The organism is Serratia rubidaea, assembly GCF_016026735.1.
Lineage (GTDB): Bacteria > Pseudomonadota > Gammaproteobacteria > Enterobacterales > Enterobacteriaceae > Serratia_B > Serratia_B rubidaea.
In genome coordinates, this window is sequence record NZ_CP065640.1 from 4,554,240 (window position 1) to 4,573,733 (window position 19,494).

Annotated in this window: 20 protein-coding genes; 7 read left to right on the forward strand and 13 right to left on the reverse strand. The window is 61.2% G+C overall.

Features of this window, described 5'->3' with window-relative positions:
* Positions 1 to 15 precede the first annotated feature (15 nt).
* On the reverse strand, positions 16 to 408 hold the full coding sequence (locus tag I6G83_RS21445; RefSeq protein WP_054307324.1) for a DUF4440 domain-containing protein: 393 nt from the start codon (positions 406 to 408) through the stop codon (positions 16 to 18).
* A complete protein-coding gene (locus I6G83_RS21450; protein WP_054307323.1) occupies positions 405 to 1,787 on the reverse strand; it encodes an MFS transporter in 1,383 nt (460 codons plus the stop codon). The genes I6G83_RS21445 and I6G83_RS21450 overlap by 4 nt, the downstream gene beginning before the upstream one ends.
* 124 nt (positions 1,788 to 1,911) lie before the next feature.
* Here I6G83_RS21450 and I6G83_RS21455 point away from each other — a divergent pair, with 124 nt between their 5' ends.
* The 4 genes from I6G83_RS21455 (at position 1,912) to I6G83_RS21470 (ending at position 5,057) form a co-directional block, all read left to right on the forward strand.
* Positions 1,912 to 2,823: a LysR family transcriptional regulator gene (locus tag I6G83_RS21455; protein ID WP_054307322.1), complete on the forward strand. Its 912-nt coding sequence runs from the start codon at positions 1,912 to 1,914 to the stop codon at positions 2,821 to 2,823.
* 127 nt (positions 2,824 to 2,950) lie between these two features.
* Positions 2,951 to 3,394 (forward strand): universal stress protein, encoded by a 444-nt coding sequence (locus tag I6G83_RS21460; RefSeq protein WP_054307321.1) that lies wholly within the window; start codon positions 2,951 to 2,953, stop codon positions 3,392 to 3,394.
* Positions 3,391 to 3,816, forward strand: a complete 426-nt coding sequence (locus I6G83_RS21465; RefSeq protein ID WP_054307320.1) for a universal stress protein — start codon at positions 3,391 to 3,393, stop codon at positions 3,814 to 3,816. The genes I6G83_RS21460 and I6G83_RS21465 overlap by 4 nt, the downstream gene beginning before the upstream one ends.
* Positions 3,817 to 3,926: 110 nt before the next feature.
* Positions 3,927 to 5,057, forward strand: coding sequence for an MFS transporter (locus tag I6G83_RS21470; RefSeq protein ID WP_054307319.1), 1,131 nt, complete (start codon positions 3,927 to 3,929; stop codon positions 5,055 to 5,057).
* Here the strand turns inward: I6G83_RS21470 and I6G83_RS21475 are convergent.
* The 4 genes from I6G83_RS21475 to I6G83_RS21490 all read right to left on the reverse strand — a co-directional run bounded on the left by I6G83_RS21475 (position 5,049) and on the right by I6G83_RS21490 (position 9,476).
* On the reverse strand, positions 5,049 to 5,807 hold the full coding sequence (locus tag I6G83_RS21475) for an Lnb N-terminal periplasmic domain-containing protein (protein ID WP_054307318.1): 759 nt from the start codon (positions 5,805 to 5,807) through the stop codon (positions 5,049 to 5,051). The two genes, I6G83_RS21470 and I6G83_RS21475, sit on opposite strands and share 9 nt — an antisense overlap.
* Complete coding sequence (locus tag I6G83_RS21480) at positions 5,807 to 7,096, reverse strand: hypothetical protein (RefSeq protein ID WP_054307317.1); 1,290 nt, start codon at positions 7,094 to 7,096, stop codon at positions 5,807 to 5,809. The genes I6G83_RS21475 and I6G83_RS21480 overlap by 1 nt, the downstream gene beginning before the upstream one ends.
* Before the next feature lie 2 nt (positions 7,097 to 7,098).
* Complete coding sequence (locus I6G83_RS21485; RefSeq protein WP_054307316.1) at positions 7,099 to 8,376, reverse strand: MASE1 domain-containing protein; 1,278 nt, start codon at positions 8,374 to 8,376, stop codon at positions 7,099 to 7,101.
* 155 nt (positions 8,377 to 8,531) lie between these two features.
* The gene (locus I6G83_RS21490; protein ID WP_072186168.1) at positions 8,532 to 9,476 is read right to left on the reverse strand and encodes an amidohydrolase family protein; all 945 of its coding nucleotides are present in this window, start codon (positions 9,474 to 9,476) and stop codon (positions 8,532 to 8,534) included.
* A 117-nt stretch (positions 9,477 to 9,593) separates the two neighbouring features.
* On the opposite strand from I6G83_RS21490, the gene I6G83_RS21495 reads away from it, so the two are divergent.
* From I6G83_RS21495 to I6G83_RS21505, 3 genes are all read left to right on the forward strand, one after another.
* The gene (locus I6G83_RS21495) at positions 9,594 to 10,487 is read left to right on the forward strand and encodes a LysR family transcriptional regulator (protein ID WP_072186167.1); all 894 of its coding nucleotides are present in this window, start codon (positions 9,594 to 9,596) and stop codon (positions 10,485 to 10,487) included.
* Positions 10,488 to 10,594: 107 nt separating this feature from the next.
* A complete protein-coding gene (gene fdhD / locus I6G83_RS21500) occupies positions 10,595 to 11,434 on the forward strand; it encodes a formate dehydrogenase accessory sulfurtransferase FdhD (protein ID WP_054307328.1) in 840 nt (279 codons plus the stop codon).
* Positions 11,435 to 11,637: 203 nt separating this feature from the next.
* The gene (locus I6G83_RS21505) at positions 11,638 to 12,555 is read left to right on the forward strand and encodes a bestrophin family protein (protein ID WP_015672906.1); all 918 of its coding nucleotides are present in this window, start codon (positions 11,638 to 11,640) and stop codon (positions 12,553 to 12,555) included.
* Positions 12,556 to 12,591: 36 nt separating this feature from the next.
* Here I6G83_RS21505 and moaE read toward each other — a convergent pair whose 3' ends face one another.
* From moaE to I6G83_RS21540, 7 genes are all read right to left on the reverse strand, one after another.
* Positions 12,592 to 13,044, reverse strand: coding sequence for a molybdopterin synthase catalytic subunit MoaE (gene moaE, locus I6G83_RS21510; protein WP_054307314.1), 453 nt, complete (start codon positions 13,042 to 13,044; stop codon positions 12,592 to 12,594).
* Between the two features lies 1 nt (position 13,045).
* Complete coding sequence (gene moaD, locus I6G83_RS21515) at positions 13,046 to 13,291, reverse strand: molybdopterin synthase sulfur carrier subunit (RefSeq protein ID WP_015672908.1); 246 nt, start codon at positions 13,289 to 13,291, stop codon at positions 13,046 to 13,048.
* A 17-nt stretch (positions 13,292 to 13,308) separates the two neighbouring features.
* Positions 13,309 to 14,295 carry a GTP 3',8-cyclase MoaA gene (gene moaA, locus I6G83_RS21520; RefSeq protein WP_054307313.1) on the reverse strand — a complete coding sequence of 329 codons (987 nt, stop codon included), beginning with the start codon at positions 14,293 to 14,295 and terminating at the stop codon, positions 13,309 to 13,311.
* Between the two features lie 100 nt (positions 14,296 to 14,395).
* Positions 14,396 to 14,542, reverse strand: a complete 147-nt coding sequence (locus tag I6G83_RS21525) for a DUF2474 domain-containing protein (RefSeq protein WP_015672910.1) — start codon at positions 14,540 to 14,542, stop codon at positions 14,396 to 14,398.
* Between the two features lie 15 nt (positions 14,543 to 14,557).
* A complete protein-coding gene (cydB, locus tag I6G83_RS21530) occupies positions 14,558 to 15,568 on the reverse strand; it encodes a cytochrome d ubiquinol oxidase subunit II (protein ID WP_015672911.1) in 1,011 nt (336 codons plus the stop codon).
* A 1-nt stretch (position 15,569) separates the two neighbouring features.
* On the reverse strand, positions 15,570 to 16,973 hold the full coding sequence (locus I6G83_RS21535) for a cytochrome ubiquinol oxidase subunit I (RefSeq protein WP_062779086.1): 1,404 nt from the start codon (positions 16,971 to 16,973) through the stop codon (positions 15,570 to 15,572).
* Positions 16,974 to 17,135: 162 nt separating this feature from the next.
* Entirely contained in the window at positions 17,136 to 19,451 is a 2,316-nt protein-coding gene (locus I6G83_RS21540; protein ID WP_054306346.1) for an FdhF/YdeP family oxidoreductase, read from the reverse strand.
* Between the last annotated feature and the right edge of the window lie 43 nt (positions 19,452 to 19,494).

Consider the following 19,494-nt stretch of genomic DNA (forward strand, 5'->3'; position numbering starts at 1 on the left):
GGCGCTTAACGTCGCCTAAGCGGGAAGCGCCGTTTCTTGCAGATGCCGCCATATCACCTGATTATCCGCCCCCAGCTCAAACACCACGGTGGAAAAACGCAGCGTCGCCTCCTGGCCCGGCAGCTGCTGCCGTTCCCGGTAGGTCACGGTCGCCCCGCCGGCGCTCTCCGCAATCAGCTGCATATTGTCGATTTCAAGCGTCAACCCCGCCCTTGCGCCGCATTGGCTGCGAAAAAACGTGTTCAGCGCGGCGTAATCAAGCAGTGCGCCGCCCGGCGTCACCATGGAATAGTCCGGGCTAAAACGCGCCAACAGCGCATCACACACCGCCGCCGGGCTGTCGGCATCGCCGAGCCAGCGGAGAATCAGCGCATGAGCATCCAAAACTTCCTGAAAATAACGGTTCATGGTTTCTCCTGATTAAGCGTAAGAATAACGCTGCGGTTAGCAATCCGCAGGCAGAGTAAAACGGGAATAACAGCGCTGGCCGCCGCCAACATAAAGCACAGCCGGTAAGCCTGTGCGGGCAGCATGCCGGAGAGATTAAGCAATACGTTGAGCAGCAGGCTGATTAACGTTACGCCAAAGCAGAAGCTGAGCTGGCGGTTAATGTTCCACAGCGCGCTGGCATCCGCCAGTTCGGCGTCATTAACCTGAATAAACGCCGAGCTCTGCGCGGTGCTGCTGCACAGGCTGCCGCCGAAGCCCATCAGCGCGTAGGCGCAGATCGCCAGCAGTATCTCATCAGCGCTGCCAATCAGCGCCAGCAAGCCGATGCCGCAACCCTGCACCAGACAGCCGATGATAAACAGCGGGCGCGGCCCAAGCCGATTAAACGTTTTGCCGGTGAGAGAGATGGCGACAAACGCGGCGATCGCCCACGGCAGCATCATCGCCCCCACCACCGTGGCGTGCATACCCAGCAGATCCTGCAGGTACAGCATCGCAACCAGGCTGACGCCGGTAAAAATGCCGGGGATCAGCTGATAGATTAGCATCGCCGTTTGCAGCATCGGCTGCTGAATCAGCCGTAGATTAAGCAACGGCTGCGCTTTGCGTAGCGATGCGCGCACATACCCGCCCATCAGCACCAGCCCGGCGGCCAGTAGCGCCGCGCCCAGTCCCAGGCGACCGGACTCACCCAACGTGGTCAGCCCTAACAAAATCAGCGTCAGCGCCAGACAGCCGGTGATAAGACCGCTGAAGTCCAGCCGCCCGGCGGAGCCGCCCTGGGCGTCAGGCTTCAGCCAGCAGGCGGCGAGGATCAAGGCGGCAAACGCCAGCGGCAGGCTGACTAAAAATACCCAGCGCCAGCTGACGTGGTCCACCAGTGCGCCGCCGATGGCCGGGGACAGCGCCGGCGCCATCAGCGCCACCAGCATCACCACGGCAGAGAGTCTGGCCCGCTCATGGCTGCGGTACAGGGAATAGGCCATGGTCTGGCCGACCGGGATCAGCAGCCCTCCTCCCAGCCCCTGCGCCACGCGCCAGGCTATCAGCTGTTCGATATTGTAGGCGCCGGCCACGCCGCAGGTGCCGATAATGAAAATAACCAGCGAGAGCATAAACAGGCGCTTGGCTCCCATGCGCTTCGCCAGCCAGCTGCTGAGGGGAATAACCAGGGTTAACCCCAGAATGTAGCCGTTGCTCACCCACGCCAGCTGGCTGACCGGCGCATCAAGCTGCCGGCCGATATCCGGATAGGCCACGTTGGCGATAAACATGTTGACCAGATCGATAAAAAATCCCAGCAGATACACGCTGGCGACACGCACCCGATAATTCATAGGCTACTCATAAAAACAACACGGTGCGCATAGTATAAAATCATAAAAATAAAGATAAATCGGCCCCTCGGCGTTACACTGTCAAAATTATTTTGACAATCCTTCACCCACGTAAGGCAAGCCCATGTTGAATATGCAGCGTCTGGAAATCTTTGTGGCAGTCGTGGAAGCCGGCAGCTTTACCGGTGCGGCGCAGACGCTGGGGCTAACCAAGGCGGTGGTGAGTTTTAATATCAAGCAGTTGGAGGAGAAACTCGGGGTCTCCCTGCTCACCCGCAGCACCCGGCAGGTGGCCGTTACGGACGCCGGCGAGCGTTTTTATCTGCGCTGTCTGCAGCTGCTGCGGGATGCGGAACAGATCCTGGACGACGTCCGCAGCGACCATAGCGGCCTGAGCGGTATACTGCGCATCACCACCACGCCGGAATATGGCGCCAAGGTGGTGGTGCCCGCGCTCTCGGCGTTCGCCGCTCTGCACCCGCAGCTGCGCATCCAGCACGTATCTTCGTCAAAAAACGACGATCTGGTCGCCGGACGTTTTGACGTGGCGATACGCCTCGGCCAGCTGGCGGACTCAACGCACCACGCAAGGCTGATCGACCGCTTTGCGATTTATCCAGTGGCGTCAACGGAGTATTTGGCGGCGCACCATCGCGAAGCAATCACCAGCCTGGCGCAGTTGCAGGAGGCGCGCTGGATCGCCCATAGCCGCCTCGCCACGCCGTTGAGCTGGCAGGTGCTGACGCCGGCCGGCGACAACGTGCTGTTCCGGGCCGCCAACCCTCCGGCTATCATGGCCGACAGCGCGGCTTCGCTGCTGGCGTTTGCCCGCAGCGGCGCGGGCGTGGCGTTGCTGCCCGCCTGGCTGGTGCAGGAAGATATCGCCGCCGGCGCATTAACCCGCTTACTGCCCGACCACCGTTTTCCCACACAGGGCATCTACGCCCTCTACCCCAATACCCGCCACGTCTCCGAGAAGGTGCGGACGTTTATCGACTTTCTGCAAAGCCGCATTGAAGCTGGCGCAGCCCGCTAGCGCTGCGTTTGCAACAGTCGTCGGGCCGCAGGTAATTTCTGTACTAAACTAATTACTAACCCCCGTTTACAACGGATGGATGCGTGGGATCGTTCTCTGCATTGGGCCAGTACCCAAAGGAGGCGCCATGAGCTATCAACATATCGTGATTGCCGTCGATCTTAACGGCGACAACCGGCAGCTGTTAGAAAAAGGCGCGGCGCTGGCCGATGCCTGTGATGCAAAACTGTCATTAATTCATGTCGATATTCACCACGCGCCCTATTACTCAGCGCTGGGCCTGCAGACCTACCACTACAGCGGCGAAGTGCCCGCCGAAGTCACCGCCAGCAAGCAACTCGCCGCCATTGCCCAGCAATCATCCTATCCGATACCGGATTCGATCGTCGTGTCGGGCGAGCTGTTGCCGGAGCTGAGAAAAGAAATCGACGCGCGCGGTATCGACCTGATTATTTTCGGCCACCACCACGACGTGTGGAGCAACCTGTTCTCCACCACGCGGCAGGCGATTAATCATCTGGATGTCGATGTCCTCGTGGTGCCGCTGCTGACAAAACAGGAGGTCTCATGAGCTACCAGCATATTGCCGTCGCCACCTCGCTGCTGGATGAGGAGCATCTGCTTATCGACAAAGGTATTGCTCTCGCCTCGGCGCTCGGGGCGAAGCTGTCGCTGATTTATGTCGACGAGCACCACGCCTCCTATTACTCGGAGCTGGGTCGCCCGGTGGCGAACTTCTCCGAATCCCAGTTTGAGGAGAAGATCAGAGCGGAGATGGCGCCGCTGCTGCAGGCCGCCACCTACCCGATAACGGAAATTATCGTCCGCCGCGGCGAGCTGGCGTATGAACTGAAATACGCCGCCGCGGAAAAAGGCATCGACCTGTTTATCTTCGGCCACCATCAGGATCTCTGGGGCAACCTGTTCTCTTCCGCCAGGAACGCCATCAACACCCTGCATACGGATATTCTGGTGGTTCCGATCAAAAAATAACCCCACGACGCGCCGGTGCACCGCCGGCGCGCGTTTTCCCGCGCTTGCTATACTTCACTCACCGAACGCCGTCACCCATCGCCGCTTCCTGCCGAAAGGATCGACCCTCCATGCAACAGGCGCACCGCACCATTCTGTCCGTGATCTTTTCCGTTTCGGTCTTCAGCCTGACCTACGGGCTCAGCGCGCCACTGATCGCGCTGCAGCTGGCGGATAGCGGCTATGGCGAGACCCGCATCGGGCTGAACGCCGCCATGCACGCCCTCGGGGTGTTCGCCATCGCCCCGTTTCTGCCCCAGCTGTTCCGCCGCTTCAGCCCGCTGATGCTGATGTGCGTCTCGCTCGGTGCCATCGCGCTGCTGTTTCTGCTGTTTCCCTGGCTGCCGCTGCCGGCGTGGTTTGTGCTGCGCTTCGGACTGGGGGTGTTTACCGAGATCATCATGGTGCTGACCGAAACCTGGCTGAATGACGCCACCGTCGAACAGGCCAGAGGAAAAACCATGGCGCTGTATACCGCCGGGATGTCGCTGGGGTTCGCCTCCGGCCCGCTGATTCTGACGCTGATGGGCAGCGACAGCGCCGGGCCGTTTGTCGCCGGCGCGCTGATCGCCCTGCTCGCCGTACCGCTGATTGCCCGCGCCGGCATGGTGCGCCTGCCGGGCGAGGAGCTGACGCCGATCGGGCTGCGCAGCAGCCTGCAGCTGGCCATGCTGGCGATCGTCGCCACCGGGCTGAACGCCGCGATTGAAGTGGCGGGCATGAACTTCCTGTCGCTGTACGCCATCAGCCTGGGCTGGAGCGAGGCCCGGGCGACGCTGCTGATCTCGGTGCTGATGTTCGGCGCCATCGTGCTGCAGCTGCCGCTGGGCTGGCTGGCGGATAAGGTGGACCGCCGTCGCCTGATGACGCTGCTGGCGGCCATCTCGGCCCTCGGCGCGCTGGTGTGGCCGCTGCTGCTGACCACGCCGCTGCTGGCTTACTGCCTGCTGTTTGTCTGGGGCGGCGTGTTTGTCGGCATTTATACCGTCGCCATCACCTGGGTGGGGTCGCAGTTTCGCGGCGCGCAGCTGGCGGGGATCTATGCCGCCATGTCGATCGCCTGGGGCGCCGGCGCCCTGCTCGGCCCGCTGCTGGGCGGCGCGGCAATGGAGGCCGCCACCCACGGTCTGCCGTATATGACCGCGCTGCTGTGCGCGCTGTTTGCCGCGCTGTCGTTAAGCCGCCGCACGGCATCACGCTGAACGCCCGCGGCGGATCGTCCGGGAAAAATCGTCGTCAATCACCGCCTCCGGCGGACGCATCAGCCGGCTGCGCCGCCTCAGCTCGGCAAACGGCAGCCGGCTGTCCAGCAGCCCCATCCGGTAACAGTAACGGTCGGCAAAGCCGCTGAGCAGCAGCCGCCAGTCATACTTTACCGCCGGCGACACCGCCCGGCCGTGACGCAGAATATTGGTGGTGCAGTTATTGCACAGCGTGTGGTACCACTCCGGCTGCGCATTCACCTGTTCAATACGCAGCAGGTAATCGCGCAGCAACAGCCGACGTTGCTCCGCCGTCAGCGTCAAACCATAGAGCCAGACCCGCTCACGCCGTACATCGCTGCGCACGCCGATCAGATCGCGCTCGTCGGCCGCCACATAGATCACCGGGTAATTTCGCCAAAAACCGCCCAGCGCCGACCACGGCTGGTCCTGCCGCCGGCGGGTCTCAATCGAGATAGCCAGCCACTCGCCGTTGCTGAAGCCGAAGCTGAGAAATACGTGGGCGATGGCGTTGCCGCCCCAGTAAGAGAGCACCAGATCGGTGGCCGTCAGCTCACTCAGCCGGAAACTGCGGTCGTCCCATGCCGGCAGCGGTTCACCAACGCTGCGGTAGCGGAAATTGCGTACGTTGCGCATCTGAAAGCGGTCGTTATCCAGCCAGACCACGCCGGCCAGCCGGGCGTACTCCGCCAGCCAGGGCGTCGCGCCGTTCTTCTCCGCATGCGCCATCAGGAGGCTTGATCCTGCCGCTGACGCCGGCGTCGCCGCCATGACAGGCGCGCCGGATGCACAATCGCGTGCAGCGCGCGGGCATAGTCCAGCGCCAGACCGGGCGTCCAGGCCATGGTGGTGGCGCGCTTGCGCAGCTGGGCGGCAATCCACAGTTCGGGGATAAAAAACAGGCGCGCAAACGTCAGCCAGCCGCCGCGGGCGAACACGCCGTCCAGCGCCGCCTCCAGCCCGTAGGCCACGCTGCTGGAACAGTTGCGCCAGGTCAGGTTGTACACCTCCGTCTGGCGGTAGCTGGCCCAGTAGCGCCGCAGCCCGGCGGGGTTAAAAGCATGGAACACGATTTTGCGATCGGACTCGCACCACGCCGCCGACTCGCTGGCGTAGCTCTGTTGATACTGCCCGGCGACGTTATTTTCCTGAATCGCCTTCAGCGTGTTGAAAAACTCCGACGGCGAACGGTCGATATCCACCGCCGGGTAGAGGCTGATATACAGTTCCGGCGGCATTTCCAGCGCCGCATGGCCGGTGGAGATCACGCCGTTGGCGTCAACCGCGGCGATATAGCGGTTAAACAGCGGCCGGCGGATCGGCGTGCTGGCCGCCGAGCCTTCCGGCGTCCAGATATGCACCACCAGCGGGCCGTTGCAGGGCTGCGGCTCTGGCTCCTGCGGCGGCGCGGCCGTTTCCGTCAGCAACCCGCCCGGCGCCAGCAGGTTAAACACCGCCGCGCCGTCGCGCAGGCGGGAGGCGCGCCAGGCCAGACGCAGGCACTGCAGGCCGCCGACGATCATAATCACACCAAGAAACTGTGAAACGGTGCCGTGATGGTGCGTCGGGTACGGGAAGAAGAGAAACAGCGCGAACAGCAGCTGCGCAACGCCGGCGGCAAACGCCCGTCGCCAGCCGTGATAGCGCACCACCCAGGCCGAGGCCATCACAAACAGCCCGGTGATAAAGAAAGCGAAGCCGAAGATAATCGCCAGCAACAGATTGCTGCTGTTACGCCCGGATAAAATCAGCAGCGCGACAAAACAGAAAATACCGCCTTTAAAGTAGAGCACCGCCTTTTGCGCGCCGACGCCGCCGGGAGCCAGGATCAACGTCGCCAGGCTTTCAATCAGCAGCAGAATGCCGAAGATATGCAGGGGGAAATAGCGGATGCCCTGCAGACCGTCAATAAAGATGGAAACCCCCAGCCCGCCCCACAGCAGGCCGATAACCGCCAGCAGCGGGGCATAGCGTCTGACAAAATCAGCGCCGGACAGCAACAAGGCAAGCTGTAGCATATTTACGCCCCCTGCGGAGAATGGACAGAGATTTTGCTGTGCGGCTCTTCACTCCAGTAGCCGACAATCACCACGCCCGCCGGCCCGCGCAGGCCGAGCAGCCGGCTTTCGCTGACCGCCAGCCGGTTGCCCGGCGGCAGCGCCAGGTGGAAGCGGAAGAGATCATCGCTGGCGCCCTGCTGCTGCACCCGCTGCCAGCGCTGCTGCATGGCGGCGCGATCCTCCGCCGACAGCAGCGCAAACAGCTGTTCGACGTTGTTGATCGCCGCCAGCTGCCGGCTCAGCGGGGTATTGATAGTGTTATCCCACGTCAGCCGCCCGCTCTGCGGCTCCAGATGGTAGGCCGCCTTCCCCTGTCCGGGGCCGGCCACCCGCTCCTCCGCCGCCTGCGCCGCGTGTTTTTCCGCCTCGCGCTTTTGTACGTAGACAAAAGTCAGCAGCAGCGCGGTGGCGGACAGGTAGCACTGCGCCAGCAGCAGCGATTCACCGTCGCGCAGCCCGGGGATAAAAAAGGGGCCGTAGCGCTGCCAGGAGTAGTAAATCACGATGATGCTGAAACACAGGAAGGAGAACGCGCCGAACCGGTTGCCGCTCACCACCGGGATCGCAATCATCAGCGCCACCGGCAGGCAGGCCAGGGCAAACTGCAGCGCGACGCCGCGCGGCCCGCCGACGGGCTGGTGAAACACATACCAGGCGCTGAGGCACAACAGCAGCCACAGTACGCCGCCGGACAGCAGCTGACGCGCACTTAACGGCGCGGAACGCCAGCGCAGCCCCATCAAAATGGTGGTCAACAAAATGGTGCCGACCACGTTGGAGGCCCACCATATCCACACGGTCTGCACAAAATCAATCTCATGCCTCAGCGCCAGCCAGCCGCCGCCCAGCACGCCGGAAATCACGCTGGTGCCCAGCGTCGCCAGCAGCCAGACGCCGACGCTGCGCAGCCGATCGCGCCCGGCGGCAAAATGCCTGACGCACCACGCCACCGCCAGGGCGTTGGTCAGCGATATCACCGACAGCGCCAGAGAGGTTTCCAGCGTATGCCGCAGGGTAACGTCCAGCAGCACCCGGGTAAGAAACAGCGCCAGAAACAGCGGCGGCCAGTAGGCCCGGCCGAAGATCAGAAAGGCGCTGACCGCCACCCCGGCCGGAAGCCAGACAAAAGCAACCCGGGTGACGGGCGCGTCCATATACAGAGAAAGGTAGCCGGTAAGAAAATAGAGCGCGCACCAGAACAGCAGAGCCAGCAACAGGCGCCCGGACAGGTAAGACACTCGTACCTCCAACAGCAGAGTCAGCGTGACTTAAGAATAGTGCAGCGTGGGGTAAATGGTAGCGTAAGGCCGCCTCTGCTGAGGACGGCCTTGATATAGGGAGTCCGCGCCCCCGTTCAGAGTAAGCTCAGGTGTCGTCAGTCATGATTGCGGCATTAAAGCCGCAGCAGCCGCGCGGCATTCTGGCCGGCGAGCTGCGCTTTCTGCGGCTCCGTCAACGGCAGGTTATGCAAAAACGAGACGGCCGGCGCCAGCGGGTTAAACGGATAGTCGACGGAAAACATCAGCCGATCCAGCCCGAAGGTCTGCAGCGCCAGCTGGAAAGGCGGCAGCGTGCTGTAGCCGCTGGTGGTGATATGAATATTGCTGTTGAAATAGTCTCTGACCGGTTTACGCAGATTCTCCACCCGCGGCTCCAGCCAGTATTCGATGCGCTCCCAGTAAAAAGGAATCAGCTCGCCGAGATGGCCGATAATAATCTGCAGCCGGGGGAATCTGTCGAAAATACCGGCGACAATCATGCGCAGTACGTGCAGGCCGGTTTCCCAGTGCCAGCCTGCAACCGTAGAACCCAGCGTGAACGACACCAGATCGCTGAAATCGCCTTCGTAATAGGGTTTACTGATTGCCCCCGCCGGATAGGCCGGGTGCAGATAAAGCGGCACGCCCAGCTCTTCCGCCTTCGCCAGCAGCGGCCAGAAATCGGGGTGGTCAAGGAACCTGCCGTCCACCGTGCCGTTGATCATCGCGCCTTTAAAGCCAAACTGGCTCACGGTTCTTGCCAGCTCATCTGTAGCAGCGCCGATAGTCGCCAGCGGCAGGGCAGCAAAAGCGGCAAAGCGGTCAGGATGGCGCGCGACCGCCGCCGCCGCCCGATCGTTGGTTTTCATCACCTGTTCTGCGCTCACCGTTGTGGCGGGAAACATACCGTGCCCCAGCACCTGCATATCAATGCCGTGCTGGTCCATCACGGCAATTCGCCGTTCGCCGATATCGGTCAGAACCGCGATGTCGGCGTCGCAGCCCACGCTCCCGGCCTTGGGGTAATAGCGTTTGAATTCCTCAGATATCCAGTGTTCTTCCAGCGTAATCACTTTCATACGGCTCTCTCTTCTCGTCTGATGGGATGTTTGTCAGGTTAGAAGATGGGCGATGCGCTGAGAATTGCTTTATCTGTTAGTATTGATACCGAAATAGAATCAATGAGGATGGTAAACATGGAAATCCATCAGCTCAGAAGCTTTGTTTACGTCGCCACCGAACTCAGCTTTCGCCGCGCGGCGGAAAAGCTCAACATGACGCAGCCGCCGCTCACCCGCCAGATACAGCAGCTGGAACACAGCCTCGGCACCGCGCTGTTTAAACGCAGCACGCGCAAGGTGGAACTGACGGAAGCCGGTAAAGTGCTGCTGAACGAAGCGGGTAAAATCATCGCGCTGACCGAGGGCGTCGCCAGCCGCGTACAGCTCAGCGCCCGCGGCTGCAGCGGCGAACTGGTCATCGGCATCTTCAGCTGGGGCGTCATCCACCGGCTGCCCGACTACCTGAAAACGCTGCGCGAGCAGAAGCCCGATGTGAATGTCCGGCTGCTGAATATGTCCAAAGAAAAACAGCTGGAAGCGCTCAGAAACAAGGAAATCGATATCGGCTTTTGCCGCTTTGCCGCCGGCCAGAGCGGGCTGAGCGTAGGCGCCATCGGGGACGAAAAATATCTGGTGGCGATCAATGCCAACGACCCGCTCAGTCGGCAAACGCGCATCGGGCTGGCCGATCTGGCCGATAAACCCATGCTCCTCTACCCCGCCTCGTCGCTGTCAGGCATGGCGCAGCGTGTGTACGACGCGTTTATCGCGGAAAACGTCAGCCTCAACATTGCCAATTACTGCGAAGACATCATGACCAGCCTGCTGCTGGTTTCCGGCGGCTACGGCTCCTGCATCACGACCCAGTGGGCAGAGAATATCAATATGCCGGAGGTGGTCTACCGGCCGCTGACGGCAAAACGACTCAGCCGCTCGCCATTAAATTATATATTCAGAAGTGACGATGACAGCATACTGCTGAATGACTTTATTCAGATAATAAAAAATAAATCCGATGGTGCCGGATAATAAAAATCCGCCAATATTTACGGGAATCTCCCCCGCCATCCATGTATAATAATCCCTCGACCGTTAAGCCGCGTCGTTATCTTAATCACAGCCGGCAAGAAGAGATGATGAATAAACATTTAATAGCGAATGCGCCCGAAAATAACACCGATGCGTGCATGGTTAAACGCCCGGTGTGGCAGCGCGATAATCTGCAGCAGGCGCAGGAAGACTGGCTGGCGGAAGAGGTGCCGGTCGCACTGGTGTATAACGGCATTTCCCACGTGGTGATGATGGCGACGCCGAAAGATCTGGCGGCCTTCGCCATCGGCTTTTCCCTGTCGGAAGGGATTATCGACGCCGCCGATGAGATCTACGATATTCAGCCGCAGCCGGTGTGTAACGGCATTGAGGTGCATATTGAACTCTCCAGCCGGCGCTTTATGCAGCTGAAAGAGCGCCGCCGCAGCATGACCGGGCGCACCGGCTGCGGCGTCTGCGGCGTAGAGCAGCTGCAGGAAGTCACCCGCCCCCTCGCCCCGCTGCCATTCAGCCAACGCTTTGATTTAACACAGCTTGATGCCGGGCTGGCGCAGCTGAAGAGCTACCAGAGCGTCGGGCAGCTGACCGGCTGCACCCACGCCGCCGCCTGGCTGCAGCCGGACGGCAAGCTGAGCGGCGGCTGTGAAGACGTCGGCCGTCACGTGGCGCTGGATAAACTGCTGGGGTACCGCAGCCAACAGGGCTGGCAGGCCGGCGCGGTGCTGGTCTCCAGCCGCGCCAGCTACGAGATGGTGCAGAAAACCGCGGCGTGCGGCATTGAGATTCTGTTCGCCGTCTCCGCCGCCACCAGCCTGGCGGTCGACGTGGCCGAACGCTGTAATCTGACCCTGGTCGGCTTCAGCAAGCCGGGGCGCGCCACCGTCTATACGCATCCGCAGCGCCTGTGGCGCTCCGGCGGCGCATAAGCCGCCGTTATTCTCACGCCGGTGCGGACTATTATTCCCACCGGCGTAATAGACCGCGCAGGAAACCTCTCACCCTTTTATCAATAATAAAAAGTGACGCCGCAGTTCAATGGATTATTCTCAATAATGTGATTATCCGTTAAAATATCACCTACTATTAAACCAATAAAATATTTCAATAAAAATCAGGAAATATTGACATTATGATCATTCGCCCAAACCAACACTGGTTTTTGCGCCTGTTTGACTGGCGCGGCTCGGTGTTGTCAAAAATAACCTTTCGCCTGGGATTAAATGTCCTGATGTCGATTATCGCCATTGCCTTTTATCAATGGTATGAGCAATTCGGCATCCATTTAACCGTCGCCCCGTTCAGCCTGCTGGGGATCGCCATCGCCATTTTTCTCGGCTTTCGCAACAACGCCAGCTATAGCCGCTTTGTTGAGGCGCGCATGCTGTGGGGCACGCTGCTGATTGCCGAGCGCACCCTGCTGCGCCAGTTGCAAAACCTGCTGCCGGAAGAGAAAACGCTGCACCGCCATATCACCCAGTATCTGATCGCCTTTAGCTGGAGCCTGAAGCACCAGCTGCGCCACACCGACGCCACCGCCGATTTGTACCGTATTCTGCCGAAATCGGCGTTTGCGGAGGTCAACGCCAGCCCGATGCCAACCAACCGCATCCTGCTGCTGCTCGGCCATGAAATCGGCCAGCTGCGTCAGGCCGGCCGGCTCAGCGACGTCACCTACAAGATGCTGGATAATAAACTCGACGAGCTTGCCCACGTGCTCGGCGGCTGCGAACGCATCGCCAATACGCCGGTGCCGTTTGCCTATACCCTGATTCTGCAGCGCACCGTATATCTGTTCTGCACCCTGCTGCCCTTTGCGCTGGTGGCCGACCTGCACTATATGACGCCGTTTGTCTCGGTGTTTATCTCCTACACCTTCCTGTCCTGGGACTCGCTGGCCGAAGAGCTGGAAGATCCGTTCGGCACCACCGCCAACGACCTGCCGCTCAGCGCCATCTGCAACAGCATCGAGCGCAGCCTGATGGAAATGAACGATCAGCAGCCGCTGCCGGCGCTGCATAAACCGGATCGCTACTTCAACCTGACCTGACGCTCAACGGTAAAAAAGCCTGTAACACAGGCTTTTTTATCGCCAGCGTTCAGCGGCGAGGCGATCTTTCTCCCGGGTGGCGACCCAGCGGTCACCCTGCGCGGTGGCCTCGCGCTTCCAGAACGGCGCACGGGTTTTCAGCTGATCCATAATAAACTCCGCGGCGAGAAAGGCGCTCTCGCGGTGGCCGCTGCTGACGCCGACCAGCACAATCTCCTCGCCGGCCGGCAGTTCGCCCACGCGATGCACCACCACCACCCGCCCCAGCCACCAGCGGCCGCGCGCCTGCGCCACGATCTCCGCCAGCGCTTTTTCCGTCATACCGGGGTAATGCTCCAGCGTCAGCGCGTTAACCGCGCTGCCCAGATTGGCGCTGCGCACCTTGCCGACGAAGGTCACGACCGCACCGTCGTCGTCCGACGCCGACAGCCACTGATGTTCCTGCGCCAGATCGAAACGCGCGGCGCCCACCACGATTTTATCCTGCATCTCAGCCCCCGGTTACCGGCGGGTAAAACGCCACTTCATCGCCGGCGCGCACCGCGTGTTCAAAAGGCACCAGAGTCTGATTCACCGCCGCCAGCAAATTATCGCTCTCCAGCGCCAGCGCCCAACGTTCGCCGCGGGCCAGCAGCGCCTGACGCAGCCCTTCCACCGTGGCGTAATCGGCGGGCAGCTGCAGGCGGCTGCAGCCCACCAGCTCGCGCACCTGGGCAAAAAACAGAATATCGATCATGATGACTCTCCAATAAATTATCCGCCGATAAACGACAGGTTCTGCGTAATACCGGTGTTGCCCTGATGCAGAAAGTGCGTCTGCTTTTTCTGCCGCAGGCTGTCGGCAATCCGCGCCTGCAGCGCCTGCTGCTGGTCGTCGGACTGTAATAAATCACGCAGGGAAACGCCGCCGTCGCCGAACAGGCACAGGTGCAGTTTCCCCAGCGCGGAGACGCGCAGCCGGTTGCAGCTGGCGCAGAAGTTGTTTTCATACGGCATGATCAGGCCAATCTGCCCCTGATAATCGGGATGGGCGAAGATCTGCGCCGGGCCGGCGCTGCGCTCCCGCGGCTGCCGTTGCCAGCCCATGGCGAGCAGGCGGTCACGGATCGTGGCGCCCGAAATATGGTGGCGGCGGAACAGCTCACGCCCTTCGCCGGTTTCCATCAGCTCGATAAAGCGCAGCTGAATCGGCCGGGTTTTAATCCATTCCAGGAAGGTATGCAGGCTGTGGTGATTCACATCCTTCATCAGCACAGTGTTGACCTTCACCTGCGCAAAACCGGCGCTGAACGCGGCGTCGATGCCGTCCATCACCTGTCTGAATTTGTCCTGGCCGGTAATGGCATAAAACTGATTGGCGTCCAGACTGTCGAGGCTGACGTTAACCGAGGTCAGCCCGGCGTCGCGCCAGCGGGCCACATCGCGCGCCATGCGGTAGCCGTTGGTGGTCATGGCGATCTGCCGGATCGCCGGATTGTCGCTGACCGCGGCGATAATCTCGCAAAAGTCCCGACGCAGCGAAGGTTCGCCGCCGGTCAGGCGGACTTTTTCCGTGCCGGCGGCGGCAAACGCCCGCGTTACCCGGCGGATTTCATCGAGCGTCAGAAAGCTTTTGTTATTCCCCTGCGCCGGGCGGTAACCGTCGGGCAGGCAATAACGACAGCGAAAGTTACATACATCGGTAATCGACAGGCGCAAATAGTAGAACTTGCGTTCCCAGGGGTCGGTAAAGTGTGTCATCTGCCCTACCTCGCAAAAACAGTGAAAAGAAAGCGTCGGCGCGGAACACGATGACGCGGCAGGCGCGTTGCGCCGGACCAGAACGGCCCGGCGCGGCTTATTAGTGACTCTTCATACCGGCGGCGACCATCAGCAGTTTAAATACCGATGCCACCACCCCCAGCGCCAGTACGCTGGCGCCCCAAATCACCACCATCCACATCATCCTCCGCCACAGGGCGGGAGAACTCTCTACGGCAGGTTTCATGCGGGTTATCTCCTCTTAGTGGTAGCCTTCATCCGGTTTGATTTTTCCGCGGAACACGTAGTAGCTCCAACAGGTATACGCCAGAATCACCGGGATAATCAGCAGGCCGCCCACCAGCATAAAGCCCTGACTCTGCGGCGGTGACGCCGCCTGCCAGATGGAGATGGACGGCGGAATGATGTTCGGCCAGATGCTGATGCCAAGGCCGCTGAAGCCGAGGAAAATCAGCCCCAACGTCAACATAAACGGCCCGAAACTGGCGCGGCGGCTATAGGCCGAGCGCACAATCCCCCAGGCCGCCGCCAGCACCAGCAGCGGCACCGGCAGGAACCAGAACAGGTTCGGCGTGCTGAACCAGCGCGCGGCGATATCCGCGTGGCTCAGCGGCGTCCAGATGCTGATCGCGGCGATGGCGGCCAACAGCGCCAGCGTCAGCGGGATCGCCAGCTGCGACATCTTGCGGTGCAGCCCGCCCTCGGTTTTCATAATCAGCCAGGTGCAGCCCAGCAGCGCATAGGCGATCACCAGCCCCAGGCCGCAGAACAGCGGGAACGGCGCCAGCCAGCTCAGCGTCGAGCCGGCATAGCTGCGGCCGCTGACCGCAAAGCCGTTCAGCAGCGCGCCGACGGCGACGCCCTGGCTGAAGGTGGCGACGATCGAGCCGACGATAAACGCCTTATCCCAGAACGGACGGTGTTCCGGCGTGGCCTTGAAGCGGAACTCAAAGGCGACGCCGCGGAAAATCAGCCCCACCAGCATCACGGTCAGCGGGATAGACAGCGCGTCGATAATCACCGCATAGGCCAGCGGGAAAGCGCCGTACAGCGCCGCGCCGCCCAGCACCAGCCAGGTTTCGTTGCCGTCCCACACCGGCGCCACGGTGTTCACCATCATGTCGCGCTCAACCGGGTTTTTATTGAACGGGAACAGGATGCCGATCCCCAGATCAAAACCGTCCATAACGATGTACATCAAGGTGGCGAACACGATGATGGCAAACCAGATAATTGACAGATCGATACCCATCTCAGTTTCTCCCTTGCGGCGAATTTAACGGATCCTGCACCGCAGACAGCGGACGCGCCGGCGTGCCGGCGCCCGGTTCATCGTCATGCTGCTCCGGGCCTTTTTTAATCAGACGCATCAGGTACACATAGCCGATGCCGAACACCGAGCAGTACACCAGCAGGAAGGCCAGCAGGCTGAACGTCATATGCATATCGCCGTGCGCGGACACCGCATCGCGGGTGCGCTGCACGCCGTACACCACCCACGGCTGGCGGCCAATTTCGGTGGTGAACCAGCCGGCCAGCAGCGCCAGCAGCCCGGACGGCCCCATCAGCAGGGCGAACCACAGGAACGGCCGCGACTGATACAGCCGGCCGCGCCAGCGCAGCCAGGCGCTGACCACGCCGAGCAGAATCATCAGCATGCCCAGCCCGGCCATCACGCGGAATGACCAGAAGATAATGGTGGAGTTCGGGCGATCCTCTTTCGGGAAGCTCTTCAGCGCCGGCACCTGCTTATCCAGGCTGTGGGTTAGGATCAGGCTGCCGAGGTACGGAATTTCCAGTTTGTACTTGGTGGTCTCCTGGTCCATATCCGGCACGCCGAACAGCACCAGCGGGGTCGCCTCACCCGGCGGGTTTTCCCAGTGGCCTTCAATCGCGGCGATTTTCGCCGGCTGATGCTCCAGGGTATTCAGACCGTGCGCATCGCCGATCATCGCCTGAACCGGCGCGACGATCAGCGCCATCCACAGCGCCATTGAGAACATTTTGCGGATCGCCGGGGTGTCATTGCCGCGCAGCAGGTGCCAGGCCGCCGACGCGCCGACAAAGAACGCGCTGGACAGGAAAGCGGCGGTGGACATATGCAGCAGCCGGTAAGGGAACGACGGGTTGAAGATAATCTTCAGCCAGTCGACCGGCACCACGATGCCGTTTTCGATCGCATAGCCCTGCGGCGTATGCATCCAGCTGTTGGACGCGAGGATCCAGAAGGTGGAGATCAGCGTGCCGAGCGCCACCATGCAGGTGGCGAAAAAGTGCAGCCCGCGCCCCACCCGGTGCCAGCCGAACAGCATCACGCCGAGGAAGCCGGCCTCCAGGAAGAAGGCGGTGAGCACTTCATAGGTCAGCAGCGGCCCGGTAATGCTGCCGGCGAACTGGGAAAAACCGCTCCAGTTGGTGCCGAACTGGTAGGCCATCACCAGACCGGACACCACCCCCATGCCAAAGTTGACCGCAAAGATCTTCGACCAGAAGTGGTACAGTTCGCGGTAGGTTTCATTACGCGTTTTCAGCCACAGGCCTTCCAATACCGCCAGAAAACTCGCCAGCCCGATGGTGATGGCCGGAAAAATAATATGGAAGGAAACAGTAAAGGCAAACTGTATCCTCGCCAGATAAAAGGCATCTAATCCAAACATTGTTCACCCCTGAGTATCACCATTATGATCGTTTGATAAGCCATGCGTTTTATTGCTATTCCAGGTTGCGGCGCTTGCCAGGTAAAAGCGGGCCGCAGCCTGATGGCCGCAGACCGCCGTGCGGCACAAAGCCCTCCCCACGCCGGCGGCGTGAGGAATGCCTTATGCAATCCGTTGAGTTGTTTTGCTTGCCGTGCGGGTAATCTTCACCGGAACCGATTTGGAGGTGGGGGTGCCGGTACCGTCGCCGATGCTGTTCATCGGCACCAGCGGGTTGGTTTCCGGGTAATAGGCGGCCAGATTGCCGCGGGGAATGGCGTAGCTCACCAGTTTGAAACCGCTGACCACGCGCTTCACGCCGTCGTTCCAGATGGTTTCAATATCCACCAGCTCACCGGCCTGATAGCCGGCCGCGGCGATATCCTCCGGGTTCATAAACAGCACTTCACGCTGGCCGTACACGCCGCGGTAGCGATCATCCAGGCCGTAGATGGTGGTGTTGTACTGGTCATGGGAGCGCAACGTCTGCAGGACGAACGGCACCTCCTGCTGCGCTGCCAACTGCGGGAACAGCGTGGCCGGCAGCGGCGCATGGCTGAACTGCGCCTTGCCTGACGGCGTCCGGAAGCGCAGCTCGGCAGCCGCGTTGCCCAGGTAGAAGCCCCCCGGCAGCTCGCACTTGCGGTTAAAGTCGTCAAAGCCCGGAATGGTGGCGGCGATATGGTCGCGGATTTTGTTGTAATCCCCGGCCAGTTCAAGCCAGTTGATGGTCGGCGTGTTGCCGACCGCCGCGTTGGCGATACCGGCGACGATCGCCGTTTCCGAACGCTGGCTGTCAGACAATGGTTTACCGATGCCCTCGGAGGCGTGCACCATGCTGAAGGAATCTTCCACCGTAACGAACTGCCTGCCGCCGGCCTGAATATCCTGCTCGGTGCGCCCCAGCGCCGGCAGAATCAGCGCGTCTTTTTTACCGGTCACCAGATGGCTGCGGTTAAGCTTGGTGCTGATATGCACCGTCAGGTCGCAGTTGCGCAGCGCCTCTTCCGTACGCCGGCTGTCGGGCGCCGCCGCGGCCAGGTTGCCGCCCAGCGCGATCAGCACTTTCACCTCGCCGCGCAGCATGGCGCTCAGCGCGTCCACCGTATTGTGGCCGTGGGCGCGCGGCGGCGCAAAGCCAAAGTGCGCGCCGAGGCTGTCCAGAAAGGCGGCCGGCGGCTGTTCATCAATGCCCATCGTGCGGTTGCCCTGCACGTTGCTGTGGCCGCGTACCGGGCACAGGCCGGCGCCCGGTTTGCCCAGTTGGCCGAACAGCAGCTGCAGATTGACGATCTCGCGCACCGTCGCCAGCGAATGTTTATGCTGGGTGATGCCCATCGCCCAGGTGCAGATCACCCGCTCGGCGTGCTGATAAATCTGCGCCGCCTCGCGGATCTGCGCCTCGCTCAGGCCGGACTGACGCTCGATAAACGCCCAGTCGGTGTCCGCCACCTCCTGCAGATAGCGCTCTACGCCCGCGGTATGCTCGGCGATAAACTGCGCGTCGAACAGGCCGGACTTGCCGGCATCGACGCGCGCACGGTGGGTTTCCGCCAGCGCTTTCACCATGCCGCGCACCACCGCCATATCACCGCCAAGGTTCGGCTGGTAATAGCGGTGGCTGATTTCGCCGGCCAACGGCGTCACCACTTCCAGCGGTTTTTGCGGGTCGGCAAAGCGCTCCAGTCCGCGCTCACGCAGCGTATTAAAGGTGACGATGCGCGCGCCGTGCTCGGCGGCGTGGCGCAGGCTGTGCAGCATGCGCGGGTGGTTGGTGCCGGGGTTTTGTCCGAACACAAAGATGCCGTCCGCCTGGTCAAAATCGTCCAGATGGATGGTGCCCTTGCCCACCCCCAGGCTTTGCTGCATGCCGTAGCCGCTGGCTTCGTGGCACATATTGGAACAGTCGGGGAAGTTATTGGTGCCGAGCACCCGGCCGAACAGCTGGTACAGCCAGGAGGCCTCATTGCTGGCGCGCCCGGAAGTGTACAGCTCCAGCTGGTTCGGATTATCCATCCCTTTAATGTGTTGACCGATCAGGGCGAAGGCGTCATCCCAACTAATGGGTTCATAATGGTCGGTAGCGCGGTTATAGCGCATCGGCTCGGTCACCCGGCCCTGATATTCCAGAAAATAGTCGCTTTCCAGATACAGGCGGCTGACGCGGTGCGCGGCGAAGAACTCTCTGTCGACGTGACGCCGCGTCGCTTCCCAGGTCACCGCTTTGGCGCCGTTCTCACAGAAGCTGAAGGTGCTTTTATTATCGTCGCCCCAGGCGCAGCCCGGGCAGTCAAACCCTTTGGATTTATTCATCCGCATCAGGTTGACCATATTTTTCAGCGCTTGTTTGCTATCAAAAACAAACCGCGTGGTGGCTTCCAGTGAGCCCCAACCGCCCGCGGCCGCTTTATACGGCTTTATTTTTGATTTGAATTTCATAATTGTCTCGATATCTTTTTAATAAATAGCCGGCCGCTAGCTA